This window comes from Gilvibacter sp., from assembly GCF_013214815.1.
Lineage (GTDB): Bacteria > Bacteroidota > Bacteroidia > Flavobacteriales > Flavobacteriaceae > Gilvibacter.
The window spans coordinates 19124-34445 of record NZ_JABSPU010000014.1 but is presented as its reverse complement, the minus strand read 5'-3'; the positions used below and the strand labels follow the sequence as shown (position 1 = coordinate 34445).

Below are 15322 nucleotides of genomic sequence, written 5' to 3'. Positions count from 1 at the left end.
CTTACTCTTGTGGATTGGAGTCTTCCTCCTCTTCCGCTTGTGCCTCGGGTAAAAGAACACCGCTAGATACGATGGCCAAAGATTGTTTAGGTTCCGTGATGGCAGCGATCTCTTCTGGAGATTTACCATCATCTTCTGCGTAGTGCTTTAAGTCTTCTACACTAACTTCCTCAATAAAGGCAACACCCTCAATGATGGCGTCTTGTCCAGCAATATCTTTAGGCATGAAGAAGGCGTAGTCCTTAAAACGAACCATGGATTCTTCTCCGTCGATATCGACCTTCATCCAGCATCCTTTCTTTTGGCAAACAGAGTTTACCTTAGAGCTGAATTTCACAGGAACAGTGTCCCCAACTTTTAAAGTTTTGGTGAATTCTGCCAAAGCGTCTGGAGTCATCACTTCTGAAACAGCTACAGGAGCTCCAAAATTTTGAAAACTCTCTTTAACCTCTTCTACCGCGATGGTTGCATCTTCTTGAGAAACTTCTGATTTACACCCTACCAAGGCTGCAGCCAGAACTAATAAAACAAACAGATTTCTCATTGTTTTTTGATTTAATGATAAGTAATTAATATAGTGCAATTTTATGAATTATTTACATTTTATGTGGCGGTTTTTTGGCTAATTTTGCGCTTTAAACCTTCCTTACATGCAGTTATCTACTTCGAAATCCCTAGAAATTACGCAAATCCCTGAGTCTAGAATAGATCAGGTTGATTTTCAGAATCTTGTATTCGGGCGTGTTTTTACGGACCATATGTTTGAATGTGATTTCGTAGACGGAAGCTGGCAAACCCCTAAAATAAGACCTTACGGCCCATTGAGTATTGAACCTGCGGCTAAAGTATTCCACTACGGCCAAGCGGTATTTGAAGGCATGAAGGCTTATAAGGATGAAGACGGGAACGCCTTTTTGTTCCGCCCAGAAGACAATTTTGAGCGCATCAATAAGTCGTCAAAACGTATGGCGATCCCAGAATTCCCTAAGGAGTTCTTCTTTGAAGGTTTAGAGACTTTACTAAGAATGGATAAGGCTTGGATCAGACCAGGGCTTGGAAACTCCTTGTACATCCGTCCGTTCGTTATCGCGACGCAGAACGGAGTATCGGCCTCTCCCTCGGATCAGTATAAATTTATGATCATCCTCTCGCCGGCTCAAGCTTATTATACCGGAGAAGTGAAAGTGGTGATTGCAGAACACTTTTCTCGCGCTGCCGATGGCGGTGTAGGTGCTGCCAAGGCTGCTGGTAACTACGGAGCTCAGTTCTACCCTACCAACCTAGCTAAGGAAATGGGCTATCAGCAAGTGATCTGGACCGATGCCAATGAACACAAATACCTGGAGGAAGCGGGTACCATGAACGTGTTCTTTAGAATTGGCGACACACTGCTTACTGCACCGACCAACGACAGAATCCTGGACGGAATTACTCGTAAAAGTGTGATTCAAATTGCCAAGGACGCTGGAATAAACGTAGAAGTAAGACGTGTTTTGGTGGATGAAGTTGTGGCAGCTGCTAAAAATGGAACCTTAAAGGAGATCTTCGGAGCAGGAACTGCAGCGGTGATCAGCCCGGTAAGCGGGTTTAGCTATAAGGGAGAACAATTTGACATAGCTAGTTCAGAAGATAGCTACGCCAAAAAATTCAAATCGGCCTTGATGAACATTCAGCACAACCTAGCTGATGATCCATACGGCTGGCGCTACGCGATCAATTAAGCATCTAAAATCTCAGCAATATTGGGCTTGAAGTAATTGGGCCCTTTGAGTACTTTACCATCTTCTCTATAGATGGGTTTTCCGTCTGCACCCAATTTGCTCATATTGCTGCGCTGAATTTCTGTAAAGACCTCTTCAATTTTGTGTTGCAGCCCGTGTTCTATGATGGTTCCGCAAAGAATATAAAGCATATCGCCCAAAGCATCAGCAACCTCAACCAAGTCTGCATTATTGGCAGCCTCTAGATACTCCTCATTCTCTTCACGCATGAGTTTATAGCGCAACAAATGTTTGTCCTCTCCCAAATGGGCCTTAGGAGCTTTTAAACTGTCTAAACCAAAAGCGTCGTGAAAAGCCTGAACGGCAGCAATTTTATCTTGCATAATGTGGGTTCTAAGTTGTAATTTTGTAAAAGCTAAATCTACAAAGATGTTCACGACCGGACGTATTGTTTTTATAAGTTTTTTTGTCCTTGCTTTTGTTTTGGCTATGATCTGGGCGTACCGCAAAGACAAGAACCTACACCTTAAACAATACAAGGGTGCTAAATGGATCCTGCTTGGGTTCATCCTTTTCCTACTCGCACTACTGGGGCTTAAAGAGGTGCTAAACCTATAGTCCTAAGCCACTTCCTTAACAAATATATTGAGGATTGCAAATTGGAATTTTAACATTTGCAGCCTAACTTTTCAAAAAAATACCCCCTAACGGGTATGTTTTTGGGGCTATACTATTCTCAATTTTGACCTATGAAACTATTCAACAATCCTGTAGTAAAAGAGGTGATCCCTCACACCTTACTGTTCTTTGCCGGAATAGCAACGCTAATCTTTTGTTATAAACTAGCCGGCGATCTAAAGTCAACAACACCAGATGAACAAATGCACGTTTTGCGCATTTTTATAGCCTTTGGAGCGGCGGCAATATCTATTGCACTCCCGGGCTTTATAGAGGTAGGTAATAACGCGCTTAAAACAGCGGAAGACAAATCTACCATGAGTTTAAATCTTAAAGCAGGCGGAGCCTTAGCCATCTTTGTATTGGTGTATTTGGTACAGCCGATTGGGTGATAAGATGTTGGGGTTATTTAAATACTACCGAAGCGAAAAACAAGCTGATCTTGCGCTATCTCAGTGGGATGATGAATATTTCCAAAAAGATCCTGATTTAATATACATTTCGGTTATTAAATCACGTAAGTGGTGGTATCATTTTGAGCTGGAATTTGCTAGAAAGGGCGGTAAAAACGATCGACTCGGAATACCTGTAGATATTCCAGAATATCTTCCAATTAGAAATAAAAATTTAACATCAGTTTCAAGTTCAAAAGAGTTAAAAATCAAGACACGAATCATTGATGCTGACGATGTTTCCAACATAGACGAAAACAAGTCTGTAGATTTTATGTATGATCCAGTTATTCAAGGTGGCAAAAGCGTTAGCAACTATCCTAGACGTTATGGTGGAACACTTGGCTGTGTATTTTATCTGAAGGGCATAGAAGGCATGTTCGGTGTTTCCAATCATCATGTTCTGCAGGACAACAATTCAGAAAGAATCGACGATATATTTAATCCTAGAGTTAAAGGCCTTACCAACAATGATCTTGAAAGTGCTCGCTCAGGGTATTTGGTTTGGGATAAGTTCAAACCTTTTATCGACGCGGCGTTCTACAGAATAGAAGACGAAGATAGAGTTAAAAGCGGACTGAAAAATGGAGATCATTTATGCGGATTAAACAGAAGGCCGAAACGAGGTTTGAAAATTAAAAAAACAGGGTTTAAAACCAATGATACCACAGGAATAATAAGATCACGAAATACAACTGTAAGAGTTAGTGTACACGGTGTTAAAAGCCTTTTTAAGAAACAAATTCAGTCTTCTAAAATATCTAATTCTGGAGATAGTGGATCAATAGTTTATGATTGCAATAAGCATGTAGTTGGTTTGCTATTTGCCGATGACAAAAGAAGCGATGATGGTTTTTCTTATATAAACAATATCAACTACTTGTTCAATTACAAGTTTGAAACAACAGAATATTTACACTTACCAAAAGGAAAAATACCTTTTGAAAAATTTGAAATAGAATCGTTTGTTTAATTTAAAATCAAGAAAGTTATGAGCTCCCCAATTAGAGTTGGTTCGTATCAATACCAAAAGGTATTTGAAGACGACGACGTAATAATAACAGCGAAATTATATTGGAAAAATAATCTTAAGGATGTCTCAAGAGGACACTTTAGATTAGTAAATAAGAATTTTGCTGGCGACAAATACAAAATACATAATGCTCTTTTCTGCAATGCGCACCGCATGCTTGAATTGAGGCTTTCTTCTCATTCAAACTTCGGTGCTTCCAATGACATATTTAATCAGGATTTAGATGGCATGCAACTTGGAATAGGAGATCAACAAGCATTTTGGTTTAGAGTATCTGTTCAAAGCCAAACTTGCACTAGACCTGAGTGCCAAACCCCTGACATTGGTGGTTCACCAGACGACAAAGAAGGATCAATTTTAATTGGAACACAATAAGATTGACACCTATCAAATACATAAAACAATTAGTTGTGCTGGTGGCAGTTTTAGCCACCGGCACTATTTATGCTCAAGTCCCAGACTTTGACAATGTCGAGTCTTTGTTGGAAAACAATGAATTTGAAAAAGTGATCGTAGCTTTAGAAGATTTCACCAACACTGAGAATTCGGATAAAGCACAACTGGCTGAAGGACAAGTTCTCATTGGGAGAGCATTTTTAGGCCTTGATAAGCATGACAGTGCGTTTAGGAACTTCTTGAACGCCAAGCGGAATTGGAAATCTATCGACAGTCTTTATAAAGAGGCAGATGCGAATGTTTTGATTATTGAAACCCTATCACATCAAAAGGCAATCAAATCAAAAATTAAACCCTATTTAGATGAATTGGTTGAATTTGCAGAAGATGTAGATGATCCATCTTATTTAACACAAGCATACGGAAGGCTGGCCACGGAGTTCAATCACAAAGACGACATGGACAACGCAATTGCCTATTATGACAAAGCAATTGATCTGGCATATACCACCGATGACACCCTAAGGGCGGTAAGCTTTCAATTCAACAAAGGAGTGGCCTATAATTCGGCCAAAATGAAGTTGTATAAAAAGGCCATTGAATCTTTTAATGCGGCGGCAGATTACTTCTTAAAGAACAATCAAATAGAATATCTCGCTTTTGCATACAATAATCTTGGCGAGTCTTATGCTGGTCTCGAACAGTACGACTTAGCCATTAAGTATTACAATAAAGCAGATAGCCTTCCAATAAAAGTCAACGTCTCTAAGACAAAACGAATTTTCTACAAAAACCTTGAGCTTCTTTATCGCAACACTGAAGATTACAAAAAAGTTCTTTTCTATCTAGAAAAACAAAAAGCGATAACTGACAGTACTGATGATCGCTATCAAAATTTAAATATTGAAGTTGCTGAGGCGAAAATTCAACTCGTTGAAAGCGAAAAAGAAACCCTAATACAAAAACAAGAATCCACCCGCAACCAAAACATCGCTTATGGCTTGGGAGGTCTATTACTACTCGGTAGTATCATTGGCTTTTTGGTGTACCGCAATACCAAACGTAAGCAACGTATTGCAGAGCAGGAAAAAGAGATTGAGGTACAGAAGACCGAGAAACTGCTCAAAGATCAGGAGCTCAGCACCATTGACGCCATGATCGCTGGGCAGGAAAAAGAACGTCAGCGCTTGGCGAGCGACCTACACGACAGCGTGGGCGCGACCCTCTCCGCAGCTAAAATGCAGTTTGAGCACCTCAAAAAACACCGTGGAAAACTGGACAATGAAGAAGAATTCTACGAGCGCACCCAAACACTCCTGGAAGAAGCCTATTCGGAGGTTCGCTCTATGGCGCATGCCAAAAACTCTGGGGTTATTGCCAAACACGGCCTGTTGCCAGCAGTAAAAAAGCTAGCCCGCAACGCAGCAGCAACAGGAAAATTAAATGTAGAAGTTCAAGATTACGGCTTGGATCAACGCATGGAAGGGTCTTTAGAAATTGCTGTGTTTAGAATGGTTCAAGAACTGGTCACCAACATCATCAAGCACGCGGAGGCTACGGAAGCCAATATTTCTCTCACCCAACATGAGGATGTGCTCAATCTGGTTGTGGAAGACAATGGAAAGGGCTTTAAAGTGGGCAAATTCACCGACAAGGATGGAATGGGCCTAGGCAGTATTGAAAAGCGTGTGGAGCACATGGAAGGGCAAATGGAAGTGGATAGCACGCCCGGCAAAGGTGCAAGTATAATCATAGACATTCCGCTCTAATGTGGAACGACCTTACATCTAACGTCTACAGCTTTTTCACAGGAGGTTTGCTGTTTTTGGTAGTCTACCACCTGATCATCTACGCCCAAAACAAGAAGTCCTACTACCTCTATTATTCGTTTTATATGCTGTGCTTAGCCTTGTATTTATTACAATGGAATCTAGGCATGCCCAATGATATTCCCTTAGCTTCTACCCGGGCATTACTGCTGTGCTTAAGTGGTGGATTCTATCTGTGCTTTGTCAATACCCTTGTTGATTTTAAAACAGAGAATCCCAAATGGCACCGCATTTTAGACCGAGCTTCTAAGATCGCTTTTGCGCTCAACGCTCCTTTGATCCTGGTCTACTTTTTAGGCCCAGAGGGTTTGAATTATCAGATCATGCTGTTCAATCTATACGCTTTGGCGTACATCATCTTTGCAGCGCGGATCTTTTATCAACTCTATAAACTCAATACTATTTATTCACGCTATTTGTTATTGGGATCAACATTCTACTTTATAGGAGCTGTTCTTACCTTCTTTACAAGCTTTTTTATCTCTATTGCTGAGTTTAGTGAGCGCTTTGGATTTCAACTGCTGAGTTTTACTGTGATCGGTATAACCCTTGAGGCCATAGTTTTCGCTGTGATCATCGGGTATAGAAATAAGGAAACCGAAAGGCTCAAATTACTCTCCGAAGAAAACGAAAAGTTAGAGGCTCAAAAGGTTATCACGTTAATAAAAGATCAGGAACTGCGGGCCATTGACGCCATGCTTACCGGTCAGGAAAAGGAACGACAACGCCTGGCCAGTGACCTTCACGACAGCGTAGGCGCTACCCTATCCGCAGCAAAAATGCAGTTCGAATATTTAAACAAGCATAAAGATCAACTAGAAAATAAAGAGCAGTTCTTTACCAAAACACGAGAGCTTTTGGACAAGGCATATGAAGACGTTCGCAGTTTTTCACATGCCAAGAACAGCGGAGTCATGGCTCAAGACGGTTTATTGCCAGCCATTCATCAGCTCATCAAGACCAATTCCATTGCAGGCGCCCTTGAGATTGAACTGCAGCAATTTGGGCTCAATGATCGTTTGGATGCCACCATGGAGATCTCCATTTTTAGAATTATTCAAGAATTGGTCACCAACGTGATCAAACATGCCAAAGCCCGATTTGTGAGCATCTCATTGACCAAACACGAGAATTTTTTGAGCATTGTTGTTGAAGATGATGGCCAGGGTTTTAAAGGCGATCAAAAAACATTAAGACAAGGCATGGGACTCTCCAGTATTGAGACCCGTGTGGAACATTGGGAAGGCACTATGGAAATAGACAGCCGACCCGGAAAAGGCAGTAGCATTTTAATAGACATACCTTTATGATACGCGTAGCAATAGCAGAGGACCATCAGTCCTTAATTGACGGAATCAATCTCTTACTCAAATACGAGGAAGACATTAGTGTAGTTGGCATGGTCAACGACGGAGAAGCCTTGGTAAACTTGGTCAATCTCAAACAACCCCATGTAGTATTGACCGATATAAAAATGCCGAAAATGGACGGTATTACAGCTTGTAAATACATTTTAAAAGAACGCCCACACACCAAGGTCATTGCCTTTACCATGTTTGAAGATCAAGGAGCTGTAAGCGAAATGATCGCTGCAGGTGCCAAAGGATATTTGCTTAAAAACTCTCCTTTGGAAGACGTGCTTACTGCCATTAAGGAAGTACATAAGGGAGGAACCTTTTTTGACAAGACCATCGATGTGGAAGCTGCGAGCAATCCTTCTGGGCAAGGTGCTAAAAAAAGCTTACTGTCTAAAAGTGAACGAGAGATCCTAAGATTGATCGGAGAAGGAAAGTCTTCTAGCGAGATCGCTGAGATCAGATTCAACTCGGTTTCCACCATTGAAAAGCACCGTAAAAATATGATTCGTAAATTAGGGCTCTCAGGCAAAGGAGAACTTCTCCGCTACGCCTTAGAAACCAAATACAATTTTGAATCTTAAATGAATTCTATTTGCATCCCCAATCTACCCGCCACTGGGTATATTACCACTTCAATCTGCTCACTAATATTGTAGAAATTAATTCAATTATCATGTATAAATTAGCACTCCTCACTATTCTTAGTTTATTTTTAACCACAACTGACGCCACCGCCCAAAGCCGCGATTTTGACGGAATTTGGTCAGGCTCATTAATCACCTCTAACGGAGATGAAAATGAAATTACCCTCTACATTGAGGACAATAATGTCTATTCCGTATATATTGATGAAGACGGTGACCGAGCCAAGTACAAAATGAATGAGGTCATCTGGTCCAAAGGTTATGGCGAACAGATCAGCTTTGTTTGGATGAACAAAGGTGGCGCTTGGACAGAAACTCAAATGTATTCCATTGTCTGGTTAGACAGAAACCGCATTTCTGTGCATCACTTGCGCCATGTAAGCAATGAAGATGGCGAAAGCGGTAATACGGACTGGGGTTACACCTCTGAAGGAATCCTACGAAAAGAATAATAGCATTTCAAAACCATAAAAAACCTCCCGGAACCACCAAGGTCGGGAGGTTTTTTTATTTTCTCGATTCCTGTTTACTTCAGGAAATTATAACGCTTGGCGTAATCCAGCATCTGCGACTCAAAACTAGCAGGTTGCTTTATTTCAAAACCAGTGATCTCACCTGCATCGTTCATTACCGGAACGATCTCAGGATTCACAAATCCACCATAAGGAGCAGAAGTGAACTTACTGTTTCTATCCAGTACTTCTTTATGCAAGTTCTGGTCAACTTTCACTCCGTAGTCCTCTACCAAGGCTTTAGCTGCGTCGTAATCTCCTTCTGAGGTAATACGTTGAGTCTCGCGTAAGAGACGCCCAAAGATCTCACGTAACTTTTGATAATCGTTGATGTTGTAATAGGTCTTTCCGTCTTGAACGATCTTCTCGATCACATTGTCTTCTAAACCTTGCTCATAAGCCCAAGCACTCACCCATTGGCGGTTACGCATATGCGCTTCTTCTACATCAGCACCCAACTCCAAACGCACCAATTGACTTACCAAACCGTTACGGATATAACCGTCATAGGCTGCCATACCGGTTTTCTCCCAGTCTTCAACCAAACCGAGTTCTTGTAGCTTAGGGTCCATTAAATAATACAATCCAAAAAGATCTGCACGACCTTCTTCAATGGTTGATTTATAACTCTTCAAGGTCTCTTTTGGAGTTCCAACCCCTGGATTGATCTGTCCAGAAGCGTGTCCAACCACCTCGTGAAGCGCCGTGTGCAGCTTATCGGCCAATTGCCCGTATTTAGTTTCTAGTTCGATCTCTAAAGAGTCATAAGCAAATTCCTTAAGGCGTCCAGTGCTACCGGCATTGGCATAAGAGTTAATGATGTTTCCTAAAGACACAGACTTACTGCCGTGCTTTTGACGGATCCAGTTGTTGTTAGGCAGATTCACTCCAATCGGCGTAGAAGGTGAAGCATCTCCCGCCTCTCCTGCTACATTTACGGTCTTATAAGAAACTCCAGTAACACTGTCCTTTTTGTGTTCGTCCATCAAAGGAGAATTGTCCTCAAACCACTGGGCCTCTTTAGAAAGCACCGCCATCTTCTTAGACATATCAAAATCTTTGATTTCCACGATGGTCTCATAGGATCCTTTGTAACCTTTAGGATCGTTATACACTTCAATAAAGCCGTTGATCCAATCAATGTTTCCTTCGGTGGAGTTTACCCAAGCCACGGCATAGTCATCCCAAGTATCCAGGCTACCTGTTCGATAGTACTCAATGAGCAACCCTAAAGCCTTGGCTTGATTCTCGCTTTCAGCCACGCCTTTAGCGAGCTCCAACCATTTAATGATCTCATCAATTGCAGCACCATACATGCCACCACTTTTGTAAACTTGCTCGACCAATTGACCATCTTCCTTAACCAAACGGGTGTTCAATCCAACTTCAATTGGCTCATCAGCATCTACCTCAATAGCGCTGTAGTAAGCTTCAACATCGGCCTCAGTAACATCAGGTCCGTAGAAATTGATCGCACTTTCCAAAACGATATCCGCATCTTTACTCAGATTTACTTTCTTAGAATCTGCATCGTTAAAGATCACTTCAAAAGCCTCGGCATTCAATTCTGTATTGGTAGCAGCCAATAGCTCTTTCAAATAGCTCTGTGCAAACTCTGGCTTTAATTTATCATTGGAATAATGGTGGTGAATTCCGTTGGAGAACCACACGCGTTTAAGGTACACCTCAAAAGCTTTCCAATCATCGCTAGATTTATCACCTTGGTAATTCGTGTAAACGTTTTCTAAAGCTGCGCGAATGGCCAAGTTATGTCTGTAGTTTTGAGCCCACATAATATCGCGGCCTGCTAATCCAGCTTGGGTTAAATAGTAAACCAGCTTTTGCTCTTTGAGGGTCAGATCATCCCAGCCGTCAATCTTGTAACGCAAGATCTTCAGATCCGCGAACTGATCAATCTGATATTGAAATTCCTGCTCGGCCTGTGAATTGGTAGTCTCTGCGCCAGAATCGTTTGCAGATTCCTGACAAGAGATAAGCCCTAGCGCAAGAAAGCATCCTGCTAAAAGGTATTTGATATTCATAATATAGTTAGTTTAGATATGCGCAAATGTAGCAAAATATTCCCGTTGAATTTGATATCTTAGAGCCTCATCAACAGCTAGAAAACATGAAGTTTTTAAAGTATTTGTTTTTGCTGATCCTCGTGATCTTAGTGGCAGGAGCGGTCTACTTCGGAGCTCAAGACGGCACTTTTGACGTCACGGCTACCAAAGATCTCAAAGTACCTCAATCATTGGCCTTTAAGACTGCATATAATTATCAGAGCTGGAGTCAATGGGGTCCTTGGATGCAAACCGATCCGAATGTACAGATCACCTATAGCGATACCCTCCAAGGTGTTGGCGCTGGATATTCTTGGGTCAGCGATCACCCAGAAGTGGGTCAAGGTAATATGAAAACCGTGGCCATTACAGAAAATGAAGCCATAGAACAAAAGATCACCTTCAATACGCCTTTGGGCGATAGCTCCTCTGATGTCTATTGGAGCTTTGAACCGGGACCGGACAACACCACCCGCGTAAGCTGGGGTATGAAAGGAGAACTCAGTCTATTGGAAAAGGTCTTTATGTCGTTTCAGTCCGGATCCTTTGAAGAGGCCACTAAAGAAATGTATGAAAAAGGTTTGGAAAATATGGAGAACCACATTTTGGAACAGATGGCCAAGTTCTCTGTGAGTTTTGACGGGATCGTGGAATATGGAGGCGGCTATTATATGTACGTGACTGAATCTGCAACAACTGCAGGCCGAGCGGCTAAAATGGGTCCCATGTTAGGCGAGGTGATGACCTATATGCAATCCAATAACATTCAGCAAAGCGGTGCGCCTTTTACCATCTTCCATCAAATGGATGAAGCCGCAGGAACTGTTATCTTTTCCGCAGCCATTCCGGTAAAAGAACGCATCAATACCGCTCCAGACAGCAATGTTTTGTGCGGATATATTGAACCTTTAACAGCGATCAAAACCACGCTAAAAGGAAACTATGATCAATTGGATGAGGCCTACAAAGCCGCTCATACCTACATCGAAGAAAAGGCCTTGATGCTGGATCCAGAAAAAGCTCAATTTGAGGTCTACGCTTCAGATCCTGGATTGGAACCAAACCCTGCCAACTGGTTGACCGAGGTCTATGTTCCTATTATCGCACCAACAGAAACCATTAATTAATGAAAGCTGTATTACTGGTCTTTTTAGGAGGCGGATTGGGTAGTGTTTTGCGCTATGGCGTTAATACTTGGACAGCGCATCTAAATTATTCTCCTTTCTGGGGAACCTTTATGGTCAATATGATCGGTTGTTTGCTGATCGGATTGCTATTTGGCTGGAGCATGCGCTTTTCTTGGATGGATCAAACCCTGCTCTGGTTATTGTCTGTAGGGTTCTGTGGCGGGTTCACTACTTTTTCCACCTATGCCCTAGAAGGACAACAATTCTTAAAAGACGGTCAGTTGGCCAATTTTGTTGGCTATATGGCTGGTAGTGTTTTGGTGGGAATTGCGGCAGTTGGTCTTGGGATTTGGCTCAGTCGCATCGGAATAAATTCCTAAGAAGCCTTGCCATTGAATTAAAAATTGTAGTTTTATTCTTCAATTGAATCAAAATGATTTGTACTACAGTCCAATACAAGTATCAAAACTGGTCTTACGACCTTATGGAGGCTGTGCATTAATGAGCGAAAATTAAACCAATTATAACAAGCGTCCAGTCTAAACCCTGGACGTTTTTTTTTACCCAAAGTGAAAACACTATACAGAAACTACATCGAAAACTTTAAAGGACTCTCCAGAGAGATCTGGATGCTGTCTTTGGTGACACTGATCAACAGAACGGGTGCCATGGTGATTCCGTTTCTTTCCCTTTATTTGATGAAAGAGCTGAATTTCACCTTTGCGCAAGTTGGCTGGATCATGTCGTGCTACGGTTTAGGTTCTGTTTTAGGGACCTATGTGGGCGGACGCATTACAGACATCATTGGGTATTACAATGTGATCGTTCTGAGTTTGTTCTTAGGTGGATTGGGCTTTATTAGCTTGCAATGGGCATCCGGTTTCTACGGAGTCTGTGCAGCGATTTTTGGTGTTATGTTTTTGGTGGATGGATATCGCCCTGCGGTATTTGTCGCTGCAGAGGCCTACAGTACTCCGCAGACCGTGACGCGTGCCATTGCTTTGATCCGCTTGGCGATCAATTTGGGCTTTTCCATAGGGCCGCTTATTGGCGGAATCATCATTGCTACTGCTGGGTACAACGCTATTTTCTGGATAGATGGGGTAAGCTGTATGATCGCTGCTGGAGTGATGATTCTGGGTCTAAATGCGGTTAAAGCACCTACCAAAGCAGAACGAAAAGCTATGGTCAAACGCGGAGCACCTCCGCTTAAAAGCCGTCCGTTTTTGATCTTCTTTTTGCTGATGATGCTCATAGCTATTGTCTTTGTACAGTACTTTTCTTTGGTACCGATTTATTACGAAAAGATCTACAACCTCAGTGAAGACATCATTGGGTGGATCTTGTTCCTCAACGGAGCCATGATCGTACTGACAGAAATGCCGCTGGTGGGTTGGTTGGAAAGAAGCAAACTCTCCAAGACTAGATTGGTAGCTATTGGCACACTCTTTTTAGCAGCAAGTTTCTTGGTCCTAAATCTGGGGCATCACTTTGGCTTGCTAATTATAGGAATGATCTTGATGACTATAGGAGAAATGATAGAATCGCCCTTCTCTAACGCCTTGGCATTGGAGCTCTCTCCAGAAGGCCGCAAGGGCAGTTATATGGGCATGTACTCCATGAGTTGGAGTTTTTCTCACGTTTTCGGGCACAATACGGGGATGAACATGGCCGATCGTTTAGGTTTTGGGATGACCTTTAATATCTTCGGAATTGGACTGTTAGTGATCGCCTTGATTTGCGACCGAATGCATAAGATTTGGAAGCAATCTGTTCCCTTTAATCCAACAAAAGAACACGAACCAAAAAATGGATGATCTTATTGGTTACTCTACTGAGTTTAAGCAGCTGCAAACAAGGCCAAGAAGGAAGTTTGGGCACGGTTGAATTGGAGACCACCAAGACCTTTCCTCCAATCAATCCTTTTAGGTATAATGTAGGATTCTTGATCATGGATGGCACATACAACACGGAGTTTACCGCGCCATTTGATATTTTTCAACATACCATTTATCGAGACAGCATTAAGGCCATGAATGTCTTCACGGTTGCCAATACGGATGATCCGATCACTACGTTTGAAGGCGTACGTATCATTCCGGATTACAACTATTTGAACGATGAGATCCCTAAGATCGATATTTTGGTGATCCCTAGTGCAGAGCATCATTTAGACACAGATTTGGAAGATACCGCTATGTTGGAATGGGTTAAGCAGGTGGCAGACAAAGCCATGTTTGTGACCTCGCATTGCGATGGAGCCTTTGTATTGGCTAAAGCTGGCTTGTTGGATGGTTTGGCTTCTACAACCTTCCCTTCTGATATTGACAAGTACAAGGAAATGTTTCCACAATTAGATGTACGTGAAGATGTGCTTTTTGTGCGTCACAACCGCTACATTACTTCTGCTGGAGGCGCTAAGAGTTTTGAAGCAGCTTTGTTCACTGCAGAATTACTCTACGGAAAAGAAGTGGCTAAACGCCTGGCACAAGGCTTGGTTATCGCCTGGGATCTGGACCAAGTACCACACGTAAATATTGTGGATTAATTTAAGGGCTGAATTGGCGCATTCTTGATCACATCAGACAAGACGATCTGCGTTTTGGTCTCTCCGTAAATGATCAGCTGATCGATAAAACTCTCCAAGTGAAGTTGGTTTTTTAGCACTACTTCCATCACGATATTCTCATTACCTGTAATGCGATAACAGTTTACAACTTCATTAAAGGTCTTTACCTTTTCTAAGAAGGGTTTGAGTTTCCCCATAAAGGCTCTCAAGGTTATAATTGCCTTGAGTTGATAGCCCATTTCTAGTGATGAAAGATTGGCGTGATAACCATTGATCACTCCTGCATCTTCCATCTTTCTAATGCGCTCTGCAACGGCCGGTGAAGTAATGCCAACTTGCCTCCCGATCTCCGCATTAGACTGACGTGCGTTAGCCTGCAAGCACTTGAGTATCTTCCAATTAAGGGTATCCATCTTCATTTGTTCAGTATTTACACTTATAAAATTACGATTATAAAGTAAATATATCTAAAAACTTTAAATTCGATAGAATACTCCCTTAATATCTAAGTAACTTTGAGTGTTTTGATAATCTATCATTACAATTGCTATGTATTCAAAGGTTCCCTCATCGCCTGTTTATCAAAAGGCACTAGAGATTTTTACCTTGTCGAGACGGATATCTGACTACCTCATTGAGGATTTGTCAGAACTCAATCCTCACGGGAAGGAGAATCCGCACATCTATTTCACAGGAGATATTATCCAACAATCGGTTTGTTTAGCACCAGAGATCTTGAAGGCTGAACAACAGCTAGAGCGCGATAAAAAGCACAAGCACGCTGATTACCTAAACCGATTGACCAATCGTCTTTACAGAAATTGCGAACGTTTAGAAGGTAGCAACAGCAACGGTGCTGAATTTGTAGGAATTCTTAGAAAAGAATTGCGCAAATTCAAGAAGTTGCAACGCAATTGGATGCTTACCCTTTAAAGATTTC

At 42.0% G+C, this 15322-nt stretch carries 18 protein-coding genes; 14 read left to right on the top strand and 4 right to left on the bottom strand.

Annotated elements, in window-relative coordinates; translation table 11 throughout:
• Nucleotide 1: 1 nt before the first annotated feature.
• Nucleotides 2–544: a DUF4920 domain-containing protein gene (locus HRT75_RS04875; RefSeq protein ID WP_291183259.1), complete on the bottom strand. Its 543-nt coding sequence runs from the start codon at nt 542–544 to the stop codon at nt 2–4.
• 106 nt (nt 545–650) lie between these two features.
• Between HRT75_RS04875 and HRT75_RS04870 the strand changes: the two genes are divergently transcribed.
• Complete coding sequence (locus tag HRT75_RS04870) at nt 651–1721, top strand: branched-chain amino acid aminotransferase (RefSeq protein WP_291183257.1); 1071 nt, start codon at nt 651–653, stop codon at nt 1719–1721.
• Here HRT75_RS04870 and HRT75_RS04865 read toward each other — a convergent pair.
• Nucleotides 1718–2104: a nucleoside triphosphate pyrophosphohydrolase family protein gene (locus tag HRT75_RS04865; protein WP_291183255.1), complete on the bottom strand. Its 387-nt coding sequence runs from the start codon at nt 2102–2104 to the stop codon at nt 1718–1720. The genes HRT75_RS04870 and HRT75_RS04865 overlap by 4 nt on opposite strands.
• A gap of 46 nt (nt 2105–2150) precedes the next feature.
• Between HRT75_RS04865 and HRT75_RS04860 the strand changes: the two genes are divergently transcribed.
• The 8 genes from HRT75_RS04860 to HRT75_RS04825 all read left to right on the top strand — a co-directional run bounded on the left by HRT75_RS04860 (nt 2151) and on the right by HRT75_RS04825 (nt 8563).
• Nucleotides 2151–2339 carry a hypothetical protein gene (locus HRT75_RS04860; protein WP_291183253.1) on the top strand — a complete coding sequence of 63 codons (189 nt, stop codon included), beginning with the start codon at nt 2151–2153 and terminating at the stop codon, nt 2337–2339.
• 131 nt (nt 2340–2470) lie between these two features.
• A complete protein-coding gene (locus tag HRT75_RS04855) occupies nt 2471–2791 on the top strand; it encodes a hypothetical protein (protein WP_291183251.1) in 321 nt (106 codons plus the stop codon).
• The gene (locus tag HRT75_RS04850; protein WP_291183249.1) at nt 2784–3824 is read left to right on the top strand and encodes a hypothetical protein; all 1041 of its coding nucleotides are present in this window, start codon (nt 2784–2786) and stop codon (nt 3822–3824) included. Before HRT75_RS04855 ends, HRT75_RS04850 begins: the two co-directional genes overlap by 8 nt.
• 18 nt (nt 3825–3842) lie before the next feature.
• A complete protein-coding gene (locus HRT75_RS04845; protein ID WP_291183247.1) occupies nt 3843–4259 on the top strand; it encodes a hypothetical protein in 417 nt (138 codons plus the stop codon).
• Nucleotides 4260–4300: 41 nt separating this feature from the next.
• A complete protein-coding gene (locus HRT75_RS04840; protein ID WP_291183245.1) occupies nt 4301–6049 on the top strand; it encodes an ATP-binding protein in 1749 nt (582 codons plus the stop codon).
• Nucleotides 6049–7419 carry a sensor histidine kinase gene (locus tag HRT75_RS04835; RefSeq protein ID WP_291183243.1) on the top strand — a complete coding sequence of 457 codons (1371 nt, stop codon included), beginning with the start codon at nt 6049–6051 and terminating at the stop codon, nt 7417–7419. The genes HRT75_RS04840 and HRT75_RS04835 overlap by 1 nt, the downstream gene beginning before the upstream one ends.
• Complete coding sequence (locus tag HRT75_RS04830; protein ID WP_291183241.1) at nt 7416–8048, top strand: response regulator transcription factor; 633 nt, start codon at nt 7416–7418, stop codon at nt 8046–8048. Before HRT75_RS04835 ends, HRT75_RS04830 begins: the two co-directional genes overlap by 4 nt.
• A gap of 92 nt (nt 8049–8140) precedes the next feature.
• A complete protein-coding gene (locus HRT75_RS04825; protein ID WP_291183239.1) occupies nt 8141–8563 on the top strand; it encodes a hypothetical protein in 423 nt (140 codons plus the stop codon).
• Between the two features lie 74 nt (nt 8564–8637).
• Here the strand turns inward: HRT75_RS04825 and HRT75_RS04820 are convergent, their stop codons facing one another.
• Complete coding sequence (locus HRT75_RS04820) at nt 8638–10665, bottom strand: dihydrofolate reductase (protein WP_291183237.1); 2028 nt, start codon at nt 10663–10665, stop codon at nt 8638–8640.
• Nucleotides 10666–10751: 86 nt separating this feature from the next.
• Between HRT75_RS04820 and HRT75_RS04815 the strand changes: the two genes are divergently transcribed.
• The 4 genes from HRT75_RS04815 to HRT75_RS04800 all read left to right on the top strand — a co-directional run bounded on the left by HRT75_RS04815 (nt 10752) and on the right by HRT75_RS04800 (nt 14361).
• Nucleotides 10752–11813 carry an SRPBCC family protein gene (locus tag HRT75_RS04815; protein WP_291183234.1) on the top strand — a complete coding sequence of 354 codons (1062 nt, stop codon included), beginning with the start codon at nt 10752–10754 and terminating at the stop codon, nt 11811–11813.
• The gene (gene crcB, locus HRT75_RS04810) at nt 11813–12193 is read left to right on the top strand and encodes a fluoride efflux transporter CrcB (RefSeq protein WP_272833584.1); all 381 of its coding nucleotides are present in this window, start codon (nt 11813–11815) and stop codon (nt 12191–12193) included. The genes HRT75_RS04815 and crcB overlap by 1 nt, the downstream gene beginning before the upstream one ends.
• A 189-nt stretch (nt 12194–12382) precedes the next feature.
• Nucleotides 12383–13630 (top strand): MFS transporter, encoded by a 1248-nt coding sequence (locus HRT75_RS04805; protein WP_291183231.1) that lies wholly within the window; start codon nt 12383–12385, stop codon nt 13628–13630.
• Nucleotides 13627–14361 (top strand): DJ-1/PfpI family protein, encoded by a 735-nt coding sequence (locus tag HRT75_RS04800; RefSeq protein ID WP_291183229.1) that lies wholly within the window; start codon nt 13627–13629, stop codon nt 14359–14361. Before HRT75_RS04805 ends, HRT75_RS04800 begins: the two co-directional genes overlap by 4 nt.
• Here HRT75_RS04800 and HRT75_RS04795 read toward each other — a convergent pair.
• Nucleotides 14358–14801: an Lrp/AsnC family transcriptional regulator gene (locus HRT75_RS04795; RefSeq protein WP_291183227.1), complete on the bottom strand. Its 444-nt coding sequence runs from the start codon at nt 14799–14801 to the stop codon at nt 14358–14360. The two genes, HRT75_RS04800 and HRT75_RS04795, sit on opposite strands and share 4 nt — an antisense overlap.
• A gap of 130 nt (nt 14802–14931) precedes the next feature.
• On the opposite strand from HRT75_RS04795, the gene HRT75_RS04790 reads away from it, so the two are divergent.
• The gene (locus HRT75_RS04790; protein ID WP_291183225.1) at nt 14932–15315 is read left to right on the top strand and encodes a hypothetical protein; all 384 of its coding nucleotides are present in this window, start codon (nt 14932–14934) and stop codon (nt 15313–15315) included.
• Nucleotides 15316–15322: the final 7 nt, after the last annotated feature.